Annotated in this window: 9 protein-coding genes and 1 tRNA gene; 4 read left to right on the top strand and 6 right to left on the bottom strand. The window is 68.3% G+C overall.

Features of this window, described 5'->3' with window-relative positions; all coding sequences use genetic code 11:
• Nucleotides 1-40: 40 nt before the first annotated feature.
• The 6 genes from ettA to AB0K11_RS27425 all read right to left on the bottom strand — a co-directional run bounded on the left by ettA (nt 41) and on the right by AB0K11_RS27425 (nt 10,004).
• Entirely contained in the window at nt 41-1,714 is a 1,674-nt protein-coding gene (gene ettA, locus AB0K11_RS27450) for an energy-dependent translational throttle protein EttA (RefSeq protein ID WP_364984703.1), read from the bottom strand.
• A 66-nt stretch (nt 1,715-1,780) separates the two neighbouring features.
• Nucleotides 1,781-2,281 (bottom strand): single-stranded DNA-binding protein, encoded by a 501-nt coding sequence (gene ssb, locus AB0K11_RS27445; RefSeq protein ID WP_364984700.1) that lies wholly within the window; start codon nt 2,279-2,281, stop codon nt 1,781-1,783.
• Between the two features lie 158 nt (nt 2,282-2,439).
• Complete coding sequence (locus tag AB0K11_RS27440; protein ID WP_364984698.1) at nt 2,440-4,434, bottom strand: cytochrome c oxidase assembly protein; 1,995 nt, start codon at nt 4,432-4,434, stop codon at nt 2,440-2,442.
• 46 nt (nt 4,435-4,480) lie between these two features.
• The gene (locus tag AB0K11_RS27435; RefSeq protein WP_364984696.1) at nt 4,481-6,814 is read right to left on the bottom strand and encodes a glycerol-3-phosphate 1-O-acyltransferase; all 2,334 of its coding nucleotides are present in this window, start codon (nt 6,812-6,814) and stop codon (nt 4,481-4,483) included.
• Nucleotides 6,811-8,463, bottom strand: coding sequence for an HAD-IB family hydrolase/lysophospholipid acyltransferase family protein (locus AB0K11_RS27430; RefSeq protein ID WP_364984834.1), 1,653 nt, complete (start codon nt 8,461-8,463; stop codon nt 6,811-6,813). The genes AB0K11_RS27435 and AB0K11_RS27430 overlap by 4 nt, the downstream gene beginning before the upstream one ends.
• A 62-nt stretch (nt 8,464-8,525) precedes the next feature.
• Nucleotides 8,526-10,004, bottom strand: a complete 1,479-nt coding sequence (locus AB0K11_RS27425) for a wax ester/triacylglycerol synthase family O-acyltransferase (RefSeq protein WP_364984693.1) — start codon at nt 10,002-10,004, stop codon at nt 8,526-8,528.
• 124 nt (nt 10,005-10,128) lie between these two features.
• Between AB0K11_RS27425 and AB0K11_RS27420 the strand changes: the two genes are divergently transcribed.
• The 4 genes from AB0K11_RS27420 (at nt 10,129) to AB0K11_RS27405 (ending at nt 16,011) form a co-directional block, all read left to right on the top strand.
• Nucleotides 10,129-10,205: transfer RNA gene (locus AB0K11_RS27420), tRNA-Arg, on the top strand.
• Nucleotides 10,206-10,310: 105 nt separating this feature from the next.
• On the top strand, nt 10,311-12,296 hold the full coding sequence (locus AB0K11_RS27415; RefSeq protein WP_364984691.1) for a molybdopterin-dependent oxidoreductase: 1,986 nt from the start codon (nt 10,311-10,313) through the stop codon (nt 12,294-12,296).
• Between the two features lie 413 nt (nt 12,297-12,709).
• On the top strand, nt 12,710-13,129 hold the full coding sequence (locus AB0K11_RS27410) for an MmpS family protein (protein WP_364984832.1): 420 nt from the start codon (nt 12,710-12,712) through the stop codon (nt 13,127-13,129).
• Nucleotides 13,126-16,011, top strand: coding sequence for an MMPL family transporter (locus tag AB0K11_RS27405; protein ID WP_364984689.1), 2,886 nt, complete (start codon nt 13,126-13,128; stop codon nt 16,009-16,011). The genes AB0K11_RS27410 and AB0K11_RS27405 overlap by 4 nt, the downstream gene beginning before the upstream one ends.
• The last annotated feature ends 103 nt before the right edge of the window (nt 16,012-16,114 follow it).

Raw genomic sequence — 16,114 nt, 5'->3', positions numbered from 1 at the left:
GAAGTCGCCCCCCAGACCCCTACGGTCCCGCACGGTGCGATCAGTCGCGTGTCAGCCGACGGTGGGTCACCCGGTGCGGCCGCGCCGCCTCCGCACCCATCCGCTCGATCTTGTTCTCCTCGTAGCCGCCGAAGTTGCCCTCGAACCAGAACCACTTGGCCTCGTTGTCGTCGTCGCCCTCCCACGCCAGGATGTGCGTGCAGGTGCGGTCGAGGAACCAGCGATCGTGGGAGATCACCACGGCGCAGCCCGGGAAGTTCTGCAGCGCGTTCTCCAGCGAGCTCAGGGTCTCGACGTCGAGGTCGTTGGTGGGCTCGTCGAGCAGGATCAGGTTGCCGCCGACCTTGAGGGTGAGCGCCAGGTTCAGCCGGTTGCGTTCACCGCCGGACAGGACGCCCGCAGGCTTCTGCTGATCGGGGCCCTTGAACCCGAACGCCGACACGTAGGCCCGCGACGGCACCTCGTTCTGCCCGACCTCGATGTAGTCGAGGCCGTCGGAGACCACCTCCCAGACGTTCTTCTTGGGATCGATCTGCGAACGGTTCTGGTCGACGTAGCTCAGCTTGACCGTCTCGCCGACCTTCACAGTGCCGCTGTCGGGTTGCTCGAGACCGACGATGGTCTTGAACAGGGTGGTCTTGCCGACGCCGTTGGGCCCGATCACCCCGACGATGCCGTTGCGTGGCAGCGAGAAGGACAGGTCCTTGATCAGGGTGCGACCCTCGAAGCCCTTGTCGAGGTGCTCGACCTCCACGACCACGTTGCCCAGCCGGGGCGGGGTCGGGATCTGGATCTCCTCGAAGTCGAGCTTGCGCGTCTTCTCCGCCTCGGTGGCCATCTCCTCGTAGCGCTGCAGGCGGGCCTTGTTCTTGGCCTGGCGGGCCTTGGCACCCGACCGCACCCAGGCAAGCTCCTCCTGGAGTCGCTTGTGCAGCTTGGCGTCCTTGCGCCCCGAAACCGCGATGCGCTCGGCCTTCTTCTCCAGGTAGGTCGAGTAGTTGCCCTCGTACGGGTACGCGTGGCCGCGGTCGAGCTCGAGGATCCACTCGGCGACGTTGTCGAGGAAGTACCGGTCGTGGGTGACCGCCAGGATGGCGCCCTTGTAGTCGGCGAGGTGATGTTCGAGCCACAGCACGCTCTCGGCGTCCAGGTGGTTGGTGGGCTCGTCGAGCAGCAGCAGGTCCGGCTTGGACAGCAGCAGCCGGCACAGGGCGACACGGCGTCGCTCGCCACCGGAGAGGTGCGTGACGGGCTCGTCGGGCGGCGGGCAGCGCAGTGCGTCCATCGCCTGCTCGAGCTGCGAGTCGATGTCCCACGCGTCGGCCGCGTCGAGCTCCTCCTGCAGCGTGCCCATCTCCTCCATGAGCTCGTCGGTGTAGTCGGTGGCCATCAGCTCGGCCACCTCGTTGTACCGGTTGAGCTTGCCCTTGATCGCGACGCCGGCCTCGACGTTCTCGCGGACGGTCTTGTCCTCGTCGAGCTGCGGCTCCTGCATCAGGATGCCGACCGACGCGCCGGGCGCCAGGTAGGCGTCGCCGTTGTTGGCCTGGTCGAGGCCGGCCATGATCCGCAAGACGCTCGACTTGCCGGCCCCGTTCGGGCCGACGACGCCGATCTTGGCTCCCGGGAGGAAGTTCAGGTTGACGTCGTCAAGGATCACCTTGTCGCCGTGCGCCTTGCGGACCTTCCGCATCGTGTAGATGAATTCGGCCATGCCGGGGTTGTGCCTTTCGGTTGGCGGGTGATGCTCGCGGACCATCCTAGGCGTGGCCGGATGGCGCTAAGCGGTCAGTGGCAGCGGGTCGGAGTCGTCGGCCGCGGTGCCGGCCGGGTAGCTGCCGGTGATGTCGCTGTCGGTGGTGTCGATGTCGGCGATGTCACCGTCAGCGGCGGGCGCCGGCTGGTCGTCGGTCGTGGTGCCAGGGTGCCGTCGGCTCTCGATCCGCGCGATGCACCGGGACAGATCAGGCCCCACCGAGGTGGCGCGCACCTCCGTCGAGGTCCGGCGCACACCTTCCTTGTCCTCGTACTCGCTGGTGTACACCTGTCCAACAACGATGACGGCGTCTCCCTTCCCGAGGGCGGCGCCGACGCCGGTCACCAGCTTGCCCCAGCAGCTGACGCTGACGAACAGCGAGTTGCCCGGCTCCCACTCGCCTCCGGCGGTGCGCCTGCGCGAGTTGCTGGCCACCCGGAACCGGATGACCTCCTGCTCACCGGCCCGGTGCCGGACCGGGTTGGTGACGATGTTGCCGACGACGGTGATCGGTGTCTCGAACATTTCGATGTGTCCTTTCGCTCCACTGGTGCGGCGGGCACCTGTGCGTCGCCGCTGCAGCCATTGACCGCGACGGCACCGACGGGACCAACGCTGGTGACGCCGCTGCGCGACGCCCTGTGGATGGAGCCGGGACTGTGGATCGTGTCGGCCGGCGGCGGTCAGCGGCTCTCGCGGCGGGCCAGTTCGGCCAGCATCGCGTTGTAGGCGGCCAGGTCGGCGTCGTCGTCGCGGTCGGCGGCGCGGTCGAGCCGCGTGGCAGTGCGCTGGTCGCTGCGCCGCCACTGGATCAGCAGGGCGATCATCACCAGCACCAGCGGAATCTCGCCGGCCGCCCACGCGACGCCGCCGCCGAGCTTCTGGTCACCGAGCAGATCGGTGTGCCAGCTCAGCTGCAGCGACCGGTAGAACGGCTCGGCCAGCACGCTCTGCGTGCCCATCAGCACGACCCCGAAGAAGGCGTGCAGCGGCAGCGAGGCGAACACCATGGCCAGCTTGCCCAGTTGCGGGAGGGGCCGCGGCGTCGGGTCGACGCCGATCACCACCCAGTAGAAGAGGTAGCCGGTCACCAGGAAGTGCACGTTCATCAGGACGTGCGCGGCGTGGCTGGTGACGGCCGAGTCGAAGATGCCGCCGAAGTAGAGGCCGTAGAAGCCGGCGACGAACAGCACCAGCGCCACGATCGGGTTGGTCAGGAACCGCGACACCCGGGAGTGCAGGGCGGCCAGCAGCCATTCGCGTGGACCGGGCGCGCCGCGGCCCGCGGTCGGCAGCGCCCGCAGCGCCAGCGTCGTCGGGCCGCCCAGTGCCAGCAGGATCGGCACCAGCATCGACAGCAGCATGTGGGCGACCATGTGCACGCTGAACATCGCGGGCATGTACCGCCCGATGCCCGACGACGTCGTGATCAGCAGCGCGGCGCAACCGCACAGCCACGCCGTGGTGCGGCCCACCGGCCAGGCGTCGCCGCGGCGGCGCAGCCGTCGCACTCCGAGCAGGTAGACCGCGGCGAGCACGATCGCGGCGGTGCCGAGGATCAGGTCGAAGCGCCAGTCGAACAGGATGCGGGCCACGGTCGGCGGGCCCGCGAGGTCGTAGCCGATCTCCACCTCCACCGGAGTCGGTTGACTGCTCAGCGCCGGCGGCGGGGTGCGGCCCAGCCCGACGGCGATCCCGAATGTCAGGCCGAACACCGCCGCCTCGGCGAGCGCGAGCCGCAGCAGCGGGCCGCGGGCGGTCGGGTCGGCCTGCAGCGCCGCCACGCCGCGCCGTCGCTGCCGCCACCCCAGCACGCCGAGTACCGCCAGGGCGCTGACCTTGGCCAGCACCAGTGCGCCGTACTGACTGCCCAGCAGTTCGTCGAGGGGCACCCGCACGAGCGCGTTGACGATCCCGCTGATCGCCATCGCGACGAAGCACCACAGCGCGAGCGCCGAGAAGCGCCTGGCGGCCAGGTCCGAGTGGTCGCCGCCGCGCAGGGCATGTGCCAGCAGTGCGAACAGTCCCCCGGCCCACAGCGCGCCGGCGATCAGGTGGATGAGCAGGCTGTTGGTGGCCAGATCGTGCGCACCGCCCGACGACGAGTGACCGGTCAGCGCCAGCGGCACCAGGCTGATCAGCGCGCCGGCCAGCAGCGCCGGGGTCCACGACCAGCGCAGCACGGGCAGGGCCGCGACGGTGACGGCGGCGGCCAGCAGCGCCGTCCAGCGCCACGCGCCCGCGACGTCGACGAGGTCGGCGGCCGCCCAGATCTCGGCCGGCCCCAGATGGTCGCGCAGCGGCTGCCCCGAGACATCCGAGACCGTGAGCGGCACGAGCAGCACCGCGCACACCGTCCAGATGGCCGACGCGGCGGTGCCGAGCCGCAGCGCGCGGTAGCCGGCGGCATCGAGCACACCGGTGGCCTGCGGCGGTGTGAGGAACGCCGCGAACAGGAAGGCACCGACCGCGACGACCGCCGCGATCTCGCCCGCGGCCCGCACGAACGGCAGCCCGTATGTGGTGACCGGCCCGGGGTCGGGCAGCCCGGTGGCGCTGAGCGCGTCGGCCAGCGACAGCGCGCCGATACCCGCGGCCGTCGCCCCCGCCAGCAGGCCCACGCCCACGAGCACCGGCCACGCCGCGCTGGTGCGCACCCTGGCCGCCACGGTTGTCATGGTGTCCAGCGTATGAGGTGCCCGGCCGGTCGCCTCAGCCGTCCTGCTAGGAGCGGCGCTGCGCCTCGCGCTCGCCGAACTGTGTGCGTGCCAGCTGCTCGACGCGGTCCATGTCGGCGAGGATGCCGCACAGTTCGGCGTGGAACGTCTCGCGGCGCTGATCGAGGTCGTCGGCGGGCGACAGCAGGTTCTGGTCGGCGGCCACCTGGCGGGCGGTGGCGAAAAGCAGAGCCGACACCGACTCGGTGCTGCGCACCCGGTTCTGCGCCACGTACTGCTTGCCCAGGCCGAGCGCCAGCTTGGTGAGGTCCTTCTCGCCGATCTCGGCGGGCGCGTCGCGCAGCACGTCGGCGGTGATCTCGTAGGCCTCGAAGAACGGCCGCAGCATCGCCGCGGCGATCAGCGGCCGCTTGGCCCGCAGCAGCCGGTCGACGTCCTCACCGCCGGCCGAGACATGGGCCTCCCAGTCGGCATGCCAGGACATCTCCTCGGCGACGTGCTCGCGGAACGCCGCCGAGTCGGCGAAGTAGAAGTCGAACTTCAGCAGGTCGCGCAGCCGCATCGCCTGCGACCAGAACGCCGCGAGGTGGTCGCCGTCGCTGCGCCTGGCATAGGCCAGCGCGAGTTCGACGATCGACGTCTCCAGGAAGGCGTGGATCAGGGTGTTGCGGTAGAACGCGGCCTGGTGCTCGTTCTGCGGTGCGATCGACCAGACCGGTTCCCGACCGCTGTCGACCCTGGTGACCGGGTGCCCGTTGGACAGTGCGTCCACCGCGGCGAGTACCCCTTCGGGGGTGCGCAGCCGCAGCGCGCTGTTGGTCATCGGTGTCTGCTTGCGCTGCAGGTAGTCCAGCGAGTCCTGCAGCGTGTGATGCAGTTGGTCGAGGGTCAGGGCGACGCCACGGGTGGCCAGCAGCAGCGCGGACACCAACCCGGTCGCGTTGACGGGGGTGACCTGCAGGATCCGCCAGGCCACCTCGAACGCCATCTTCTGCAGCGCAAGGCGTTTGGTGGCCTGGTCCTCCGCGGCCGGGCCGTGCGCCGGGCCGAGGTACTGCTTCATCGACACCGCCTCGGGGAAGCGGACGTAGATCTTGCCGAAGTTGCGCTCCCCCTGGGCCTTGATGAAGTTGTAGAGCCAGCTGACGCCCTCGGCGGCCTTCTCGCCGCCGCGGGCGTACTCGGCGTACTCGGCGGTCTCGTGCAGCTGGTCGAAGCTGATCGAAACAGGTTGCAGCAAAAGGTCGTCGGTGCGTCCGGCGAGATAGGCGTCCGCGACGTAGGACAGCAGGCCCAGTTTGGGCGGCAGCATCTTGCCCGTCCGAGACCGGGTGCCCTCGATCGACCAGCTCAGGTTGAACCGCTTCTCGACGACGTAGCCGATGTACTCCTTGAGCACGTACTTGTACAGCGCGTTGTCGCCGATGTTGCGCCGGATGAAGATCACCCCGGAGCGGCGGAGCAACGAACCCAGCGGCGGGAAGTCCATGTTGATGCCGCCGAACGTGCTCACCGGCGGCAACCGGTTCTCGTACAGCGCGACCGTCAGCACCGGATTGTCGAGGTTCGACCGGTGCGACCACAGCATCACCGCCGGATGGTCTTCGAGGTTGCGCCGCATCGCCTCGACCTGGTCGCGGTCGTAGTCGATGCGCGGATCGAAACCGCGGCTGAAGATGGCTCGGCTCAGCGCGGGGATCAGGTCGATGGACACCCGGCTCCAGCCGGTGGCCATCTCGTCGAGCATCGCGCCGGCCTTCTCGAGGTCGGCGCCGTCGATCTGGTCCAACCCCGACCGGAACCGGGCCGAGGCCAGCATCTCCGGCTTGACCAGCCGCGGCGACTTGTATTCCGGACCGAGCAGGCGGTACTCGACCCGTTCGATGGCCAGCGCCGCCCGACGGAGTACGAAATGCGCGAAATCCCGTGGGTTCTCGGCGACCGTCGTGTCACTCCACTGCTGGCGGAGCTCGGAGACCTTGGCGGGCTCGCCCGCCACCACACGGGCCCGCGCCGGGTCCTTCTTGAGGATGCGTCGCTGCAGGATCTCCGGCGGACGGTAGGTGTCGCGCCCGGAGATCAGGGAGACCACCTTCGAGCGGGTCGGCAGGCCGCCGGGAACCCAGAACACCCGCACCGGCACGACGGTGCGGTCCTGGTCGGCTTCGAGTTCGGAGACCAGCCGGGCGAGCACGGCGGGCGGCGGGTCGTCGACGACCGGCAGCTGCAACACCTCGACGCGGACGTCGGGATGATCGCGGCGCTGTGCCTGCAGCCAGTCCTCGAGCAGCTGCACCTCCGCAGGAGAGGAGGCGGCGGCAAGCACCAGCGCGTCGTCGGTGGTGGTGAAGCTGTCGAAGTATCCGGCTGGGCGTTTCACGGGCGGCCTTTCGCACCGGGATTCTTGGTGCCCGGGTTCTTCTGTGCGGCAGTCTTCTTCGCCGGCGCCGGCTTCTTCGCGGCCTTCTTCGCAGCCGTGGCCTTCTTTGCCGGTGCGGCCTTCTTCGCGGCGGTTTTCTTCGCGGCGGTCTTCGTGGCAGTGGCCTTCTTCGCCGGTGCGGCCTTCTTCTCGGCCTTCTCCGGGGACTGCCCGGCCCTTCGCTTGTACAGCGCCGGGGTCGGCAACTCCTGGTACGGCCAGGCCTTCAGCGTGTCGAGGTAGATCTTGCGTATCTCGTCGATGCGCTCGGGCAGGTCCTCGACCGTCCAGCCGTCGGTCGAGATCGGCGGGTACACAGCGATGTCCACGGTGCCGGGGTTGAACGTGCTGGAGTCCCGGGCGGCGACCACCTCCGCGTTGCGGATGACGATCGGAACGATCGGGATACCCGCGGACATCGCGATCCGGAACGGCCCCTTCTTGAACTCGCCGACCTCGGTGGTGTCGAGGCGGGTGCCCTCGGGTGCGATGAGGATCGAAATGCCCTTGCGGGCAAGCTCTTCGATCTTGTGCAGCGCCTCGACGGCCTTCTTCGGGTCGTCGCGGTCGATGAACGCCGCGTCCATCACCTTGCCGATGGTGCCGATGATCGGGTCGTTCTCGAGCTCCTTCTTGCCCACCGAGGTGAAGTCGGTCTCGACGAGCCTGCCGGCGATCAGCGGGTCGGCCTGGTTGCGGTGGTTGAAGATGAACACCGCGGGCCGCTGGGCGGTCAGGTTCTCCTGCCCGAGCACGTTGAGGCTGATGCCCGCCGTCGTCAGCACCAGCCGGCTCCACGCCGACGTGAAGAAGTTCACCCCGCTGCGCCGGTTGCGGTTGAGCAGTCCCCATCCGACGGCGCCCGCGGCGACCGGCACCAGCGAAGCGATGCCCGCGACCGTGCGCAACTGCGAGACCGGGCTGCTGCCGGAGCGACTCGTGAACCGCAGCACCGGCCACCCGCGCTTGGCGGCGACGGCCGCCAGCTTGCCCGCCGGATTGGTGGGACGCGGATTGCCGACCAGGTACATCAGTGCGACGTCCTCGTCGCCGTCGGCGTAGAAGTAGCTCTTGGCGAGGTCGACGCCGTTGCGGGCGGCGAACGCCTGAACGGCCCTGGCCTTGCCCGGGCCCCAGATGATCGGCCGCGTCACCTCGCCAGTGATGCAGCCGTCCTCGTCGGTCTCGAACTTGTTGCTGAGCACGTTCTCGATGCCGAGGTACTCCGCGACCGGCTCCACCTGGACCGTGAGCGCCGACGAACTGAGCACCACGGTGTGCCCGCGCGCCATGTGCGCCCGCACCAGGTCGCGCATCTCGGGGTAGATGCGGTTGCGGACGTGCTTGTCGAAGAGTCGCTCGGCCAGTTCGTCGATGTCGGACAGCGAACTGCCACGCAGCATCCGCGCGCCCTTGCCGATCAGGTCCTCGAACTCCGAGCGCCCCAATTGGTGATTGAGCCCGGCCTGCACCATGCCCATGAACTCGCCCACGCCCATCTGCCTGCGACGCAGCCGGTCTCGGGTCATGATGACGCCGGTGAATCCGGCCACCAGGGTGCCGTCGAGGTCGAAGAAGGCGCCGATCTCCGGGCCGCCGGGGCCGCCCATGATCTCGGCCACCGATCCCGGCAGCCGGATGGTCCGCGGGTCGGATTGCTGATCGTCCGCCGTCACTGCTGTGCGCTCCCATTCGACGAGGCCTTCGACCGGTCGGCGACCGATGCGGGTGACGCGCGGCCCGGGCCGCCCAGTGCGAGCACCTCGTCGAAACCGTCGATGAGGCAGCGGGCGAACAGGTCCGGGTCCCTGATCGACGCCCGGTCGTAGCGGGCGGTGACGGTGCAGTACCCCGATCGGGACACCAGCACCACCATCATCGCCACCCCCGGCAACGGTCCGATTCCGTACTGCCGCAATATCTTCGCACCGGCGATGTAGGTGTCGCCGGCGTACACCGGCACGTTGCTCGCCTGCACGTCGGAGTTGACGACCGATCCGGCCATCGCTTCGAGCACCGAATCGGGCATCAGGCTCGCCACGGGCGCGACGGCGCCGACCATGTCGAGCGCACGCTCCTCACGCTTGCGGGTCATCTGCGCCCGGACTCTGCCGATCCGCGCGGCCGGGTCGGTGACACCGATCGGCGCGGCCAGGTTGACCCCGACGAAGCGATTACCGCCGGCCGGGTCGGCATCCGACCGCAGGCTGACCGGCACCGCCATCGGTAGCGTCGCGACAGGCACCCCGAACGCCTCGTGATAGAGCCGCAGGGCGCCGCACACACCGGCCAGATAGGCGTCGTTGATGGAGCCGCCCGCCGCCTTGGCCGCCTTGTGCAGGTCGCCGAGCACCATGTCGATCGCCTCGCTGCGCGTCGACAGGCTGCGCCTGCGCAGCAGCGGTGAGGGCTCCGCGACCGAGCCGACCACCCGCGCGCCGGACCGGGCGTAGTCGACCACCCCGGCGACCGTCGACACCGGGTCGCGAACCACCTTGCCCACGGCGCTGACAGCACCCCCGAGCGCGCCGCGGACACCGCCGAGGATCGACAGCGGCAACCGGTTGACGCCCTCGCGCATCAGGTCGTTGGGCGACAGGTCCTGCGGGATGGGGATCGGGGGCGCCTGCTGCGGCGGCGGGTCGCGTTCCAGGTCGTAGACGCTGGCGAACATCTCCACCCCGCCGACTCCGTCGGTGACCGCGTGGCTGAAGTGCAGCATCGTCGCGGCGCGACCGCCCTCCAAGCCCTCCACCAGGGTTGCCGTCCACAGCGGTCGGGAGATGTCCAGCGGTGACTGCAGGGCGATCTCAGCGAGGTCGATCAGCTGGCGCATGGTGCCCGGGTCGGGTATCCGCACCCGGCGCACGTGGAAGTCGAGGTTGAAGTCGGGGTCGACGACCCAGCGCGGGGCCGCGGTCGGCAGGGTCGGGGTCACCACCTTCTGGCGCAGCCTCAACACCTTGCGGGAGGCGTACTCGAAGCGGGTGCGGAACCGGTCCCAGTCCGGAGTGGTGTCCAGGATCTCCACGGTCAGGATCCCTGAGCGGGTGCGGGGATTGGCCTCGCCGCGGTGCAGGATCTGATCGAACGGGCTGAGTTCCTCCGGCAGCCCCGCCGCGTCCGATTCCGGCACGTCGCTCGTTGGCACGCTGTGTCCCCCTCATGGCCCGATTGCTCTCGACCACGCTAGTCCGCGCCCCCGTGCGGGGGCGGCGTTTCAATAGCTGTCACCGGGGGCGTGCAGGTCCGCCCGGGATACACTCGGCGACGCTGCCTCCGTAGCTCAGTTGGATAGAGCAAGGGCCTTCTAATCCCTAGGTCGCAGGTTCGATTCCTGCCGGGGGCGCCAGAGGCGTGTGAGTCGTCGCCGTTGCGGAAACCGCGTTCTCATTTTTGCGTAGTGGTTCTCTTGAAACGCACATCTCTTCCCGCCGGGCGAGAGTACGTTTCCCGCATGCACACGGTCCGCAGTTTCTGCCGGGTCTGCACCTCCGTCTGCGGCATCCTCGTCGACGTCGACGGTGACGAGGTGCTCCGCGTCCGCGGTGACAAGGAGCATCCGTTCTCCCGCGGCTACACGTGCGCCAAGGGGCGCGCTCTGCCGTTGCTGCACCACCATCCCGACCGGCTCGAACGCCCCCGCATCCGAATCGACGGCCAGCAGCAGGACACCAGCTGGGACAGCTGTCTCGACGACCTGGCCACCCGACTGCGCGCCATCATCGACGAGCACGGCCCCGGGTCGGTCGGCTTCTATTTCAGCACCATGGAGAGCGCCGGGTTCCGGATGGCCGAAGCGCTGCACGCGGCGATCGGCACCCCGGCGAAGTTCAGCCCGCTGACGATCGACGGCACCGCCAAGCCGCTGGTGTCGGACCTGGTCGGCGGCTTCATGGGACTGTCCGGCCGAACGGATCTCGACACCACCGACTTCCTGCTTCTCGTCGGGGCCAACCCGGTGGTGTCCCACGGCCACGCCATCTCGATGCCCAACCCGACGGGCACGGTGCGCGACATCGCCGCCCGCGGGCAGGTGTGGGTGATCGATCCGCGGCGCACCGAGACCGCCCGGTTGGCCACCGGCCACCTGGCGCCGCGCCCGAGCACCGACCACGCGGTGCTGGCCCACCTGGTGCGCGAAATCCTGCGCGACGGCGTGAAATCCGATGTCCCCGTGCAGGGACTCGACGAGCTCACCGCCGCGGTGGAACCGTTCACCCTGGAGCACACGGCGATGTACGCCGACGTCGCGCAGGCCGACCTGACCCGGCTCGCTGCGGCGGTCCGCAGCGCCAGATGCGTCGCGATCGAAACCGGGACCGGCGTGACGATGACCGCCGAGCGCGCCAACGTCACCCAGTGGCTGGCGTGGGTGCTGATGATCCTGACCGGCGCGATGAACCGCCCGGGCGGGACGTGGTTCCACCCCGGGTTCGCCTATCAACTGGAAGCTTTCGGCGATCTGTTGCCGATCACCCCCATCGAGGGATCGTTCGGACCGGGTCCGCGCAGCCGGCCCGAGGCGCAGGCGTTCATCAACGAATGGCCCTGTGCGGTGCTGCCCGACGAGATCGAGGCGGGCAACATCCGCGCGCTGATCAACGTGGGCGGCAGCCTGGTCACCAGCTTCCCCGAGACCGGCAAGCTCATCCCCGCACTGCAGAGTCTCGAGGTGTTCGCCACCACCGAGATCATCGACAACGAGACGACGCGGTTGGCCACGCACGTCCTGCCGACCAAGGACCCGCTCGAACGGCCCGACATCACCCTGCACGACATCCTGAGCTCGCGGGTGTCCGTCCAGCACACCCATGCCGTCGTGGACCCGGTCGGCGAACGGCGCTCGATGTGGTGGGTGTTCGCCGATCTGGCGCGACGCCTGGGCTACGACGTCGGCACGCTGGCCGATCCGGACACCAGTACCGACGACGATGTCCTCGCCGTCCTGCTGGCCGGCGGCCGGACACCCTTCGACGAGGTGGTCGCGAACGGTTGGGCGGAGGCGCCGCGCGAGCTGCCCGCGGCGTGGGTGGACCGGCACATCGACCGGATGGGCGGCTGGCGGCTGGCTCCGCCGATCCTCGTCGCGCAGCTGGCGGCCCTCGAGCCGCCGCCCGCCCTGATGATGGTCCCGCGCCGGCAGCGCAAGAAGCTCAACGGGCAACTCGACTTCCTCGGCGAACCCGCGGAGATCATCGTCCATCCCGTCGACGGAGCCGCCGCTGGCGTCGTGAGCGGTGAACGCATCACTGTGCGCAGCGCGAACGGGGAGGTCACCGGCATCGCGAAGGTCGACGACTCAGTCCGGTCCGGGGTGGTGTCGATCCCGCACGGTCACCACGACTGCAACGTCAATCGACTGACCAGTAAAGACGACATCGACCGGGTCACCGGAATGGTGCGTTATTCCGGCATCGCCGTCAGCCTGCATCCCGCCTGACCAGCAAATCGGGTCCGGGACGTGGGCCGGTCACGGGCACCGTTCCCGGTGTATTCTGCTCACACCGTTCGGCGTGCGGATACAGGGCTCACCAGGCACGGCTCGAGGCCAAGTCCCGGGCTCCAAGTGTGAACCACATCACACTCACAGGATGTCGTGAGCTACCGCACAGTAGCGCGGACGCATCTGTTTTCCAGGCGACAAGTTAAATAGGCTAATCTCTGTCGCGACGACTGTTTGTCTGGCGTCAACCATCGGGTCGAATGTAAGGGGTCACCATGTCTCGGACGGACAACGTCACCTATGACGGTCCCGGACAGGTGAGCCCGCCGCCGGTTGGGCAGCAGCCGGCGCCCGCGCCTGCGCCGCCGTCGCACCAGAAGCCGACCAAGCGGCGCCCGACGGCGGTCGACATCGTCAAGAAGATCTGGATCCCGCTGCTCATCCTGATCGTCGTGGTGGTCGCCGGATTCACCGTGAACCGCATCCGCGGATTCTTCGGCGCCGAGGGTGTGACGGTGACGCCCAAGGTGTTCGCCGACGACCCCGAACCCTTCGACCCGAAGGTCGTCCGGTACGAGATCACCGGCAACGGCAGCTACGCCGACATCAACTACCTGGACCTGGACGCCAAGCACCAGCGGGTGGACGGGGCAGGCCTGCCCTGGTCCCTGACCCTGGAGACGACCGCCCCGTCGGCGGCTCCCAACATCGTCGCCCAGGGCGACGGCGACTTCATCTCCTGCCGTGTCATCGTCGATGACGTCGTGAAAGACGAGAGGACTTCCAGCGGCGTGAACGCCCAGACCTTCTGCTACGTGAAATCGGCATGAGCGCACCCACCTACGACGCGCCCACCGACGCTTTCCCGCCCGCCCGACGACCTTCGCGCCCGTTCATCCCGCGGGTGATCCGTGCCTTCGCGGTGCCGATCATCCTGGCCTGGATCGCCGTGATCGCCGTCGTCAACGTCGTCGTCCCACAGCTCGAAGAGGTCGGGCAGCTGCGCGCGGTGTCCATGAGCCCCGACGATGCGCCGTCGATGATCTCGATGCAGCAGGTGGGCAAGACTTTCGAAGAGGGCGACTCCGACAGCCAGGTGATGATCGTCCTCGAGGGCGCGAACCCACTCGGCGACGACGCGCACGCGTACTACGACCAGCTCATCGACAAGCTCGAGGCCGATCCCGCCCACGTCCAGTCCGTCCAGGACTTCTGGAGCGACCCGCTCACCGCCACCGGCGCACAGAGCAGCGACGGCAAGGCCGCCTACGTCCAGCTGAAGCTGGCGGGTAACCAGGGCGAGTCACTGGCCAACGAGTCGGTGGACGCGGTGCAGGCCATCATCAACAGCATTCCGCCGCCGGACGGCGTCAAGGCCTATCTGACCGGTCCGGCCGCTCTCGCGGCCGATCAGCACATCGCCAGCGACCGCAGCATGCAACTGATCGAGGCCGTCACGTTCACGGTCATCATCATCATGCTGCTGCTCGTCTACCGGTCGATCGTGACGCTCATCCTCGTCCTGGTGATGGTCGTGCTCTCGCTCGCGGCGTCCCGCGGTGTGGTGGCCTTCCTCGGCTACTACGAGATCATCGGACTCTCCACGTTCGCGACGAACCTCCTCGTCACACTCGCGATCGCCGCCTCGACCGACTACGCCATCTTCCTGATAGGCCGATATCAGGAAGCGCGAAGCGTCGGCGAGGACAAAGAGATGGCGTACTACACGATGTTCAAGGGCACGGCGCACGTCGTGCTCGGCTCCGGTCTGACGATCGCCGGCGCCACCTTCTGCCTGAGCTTCACCCGGCTGCCCTACTTCCAGACCCTCGGCGTCCCGCTGGCGATCGGCATGGTCGTGGCGGTGCTGGCCTCGCTCACGCTGGGCTCGGCGATCGTGGTGGTGGCCAGCAAGTTCGGCGCGCTGGAACCGAAACGCGCACTGCGGACCCGTGGTTGGCGCAAGGTCGGCGCGGCAGTGGTGCGGTGGCCGGGACCCATCCTGATCGGCACCGTCGCGCTCGCGCTGATCGGCCTGCTCACGCTGCCCGGGTACCGGACCAACTACAACGACCGGCACTACCTGCCCGCCGACCTGCCGGCCAACGAGGGCTACGCGGCCGCCGACCGGCACTTCGACCAGGCCCGGATGAACCCCGAGCTGATGATGATCTCCAGCGATCACGACCTGCGGAACTCGGCGGACTTCCTGGTGATCGACAAGATCTCCAAGGCCATCTTCCGCGTGCCCGGCGTCGCGCGGGTGCAGGCGATCACCCGGCCGGACGGCAAGCCGATCGAGCACACGTCGATCCCGTTCCAGATCTCCATGCAGGGCACCACCCAGCAGATGAACCAGAAGTATCTGCAGGACCGGATGGCCGACATGCTGAAACAGGCCGACGAGATGCAGTCCACCATCGACACGATGACGCGGATGCAGAACCTCACCGCGCAGATGGCCGACACCACGCACAGCATGGTGACCAAGATGAAGGGCATGGTCGTCGACATCGAGGAATTGCGCGATCACATCGCCGATTTCGACGACTTCTTCCGGCCGATCCGCAATTACTTCTACTGGGAACCCAAGTGTTTCAACATCCCGGTGTGCTGGGCGCTCCGCTCGGTCTTCGACACCCTTGACGGCATCAACGTGATGACCGACGACATCAAGGCGCTCATGCCGGACATGGAGCGGCTGGATTCCCTTATGCCGCAACTGGTCACGATGATGCCCGAGATGATCGAGACCATGAAGACGATGAAGACGATGATGCTGACCATGTATGCCTCGCAGAAGGGCATGCAGGATCAGATGGCGGCGATGCAGGACGAGTCCAACTCCATGGGCGAGGCCTTCGACGCGTCGATGAACGACGACTCGTTCTACCTGCCACCGGAGATCTTCGACAACGAGGACTTCAAGCGCGGCATGGAGCAGTTCATCTCGCCGGACGGTAAGTCGGTGCGCTTCATCATCTCTCACGAGGGCGATCCGATGTCCCCGGAGGGGATCAAGCGCATCGACGCCATCAAGCTGGCGGCGAAGGAAGCCGTCAAGGGCACCCCGCTCGAGGGCTCGACGATCTACCTCGGCGGCACCGCGGCGACGTTCAAGGACATGCAGGACGGCAACAACTTCGACCTGCTGATCGCCGGGATCGCCGCGCTGGCACTGATCTTCATCATCATGCTGATCATCACCCGAAGCGTGGTGGCCTCCGCGGTGATCGTGGGCACGGTGGTGTTGTCTCTTGGCGCCTCGTTCGGCCTGTCGGTGCTCATCTGGCAGCACCTGCTGGGCATCGAGCTGCACTGGATGGTGATGGCGATGGCGGTGATCATCCTGCTCGCCGTCGGCGCGGACTACAACCTGCTGCTGGTGTCACGGTTCAAGGAGGAGATCCACGCCGGACTGCACACCGGCATCATCCGATCGATGGGCGGCACCGGCTCGGTGGTGACCTCGGCCGGCCTGGTGTTCGCGTTCACGATGATATCGATGGCGGTCAGCGAGCTGACGGTGATCGGTCAGGTGGGCACGACGATCGGACTGGGTCTGCTGTTCGACACACTGATCGTGCGGTCGCTGATGATGCCGTCGATCGCCGCCCTGCTCGGTCCGTGGTTCTGGTGGCCGCAGCGGGTCCGGCAGCGGCCGGTCCCGGCGCCGTGGCCGCAGTCGCCGCAGAACTTCACGTCCGTCTGAGCGACGCCCCGTAACGAGATCCGCCTGGTCGAACATCGGCCGGGCGGTTCCCGTTGTAGCGCCCATGATTGCGCCGGAACTGCATTCCCGGTCATCGAGCGAC

Origin of the sequence: Mycobacterium sp. NPDC050551, assembly GCF_040674075.1 — a bacterium.
Lineage (GTDB): Bacteria > Actinomycetota > Actinomycetes > Mycobacteriales > Mycobacteriaceae > Mycobacterium.
The sequence above is the reverse complement of the archived record's forward strand: the minus strand, read 5'-3'. Positions and strand labels throughout refer to the sequence as shown.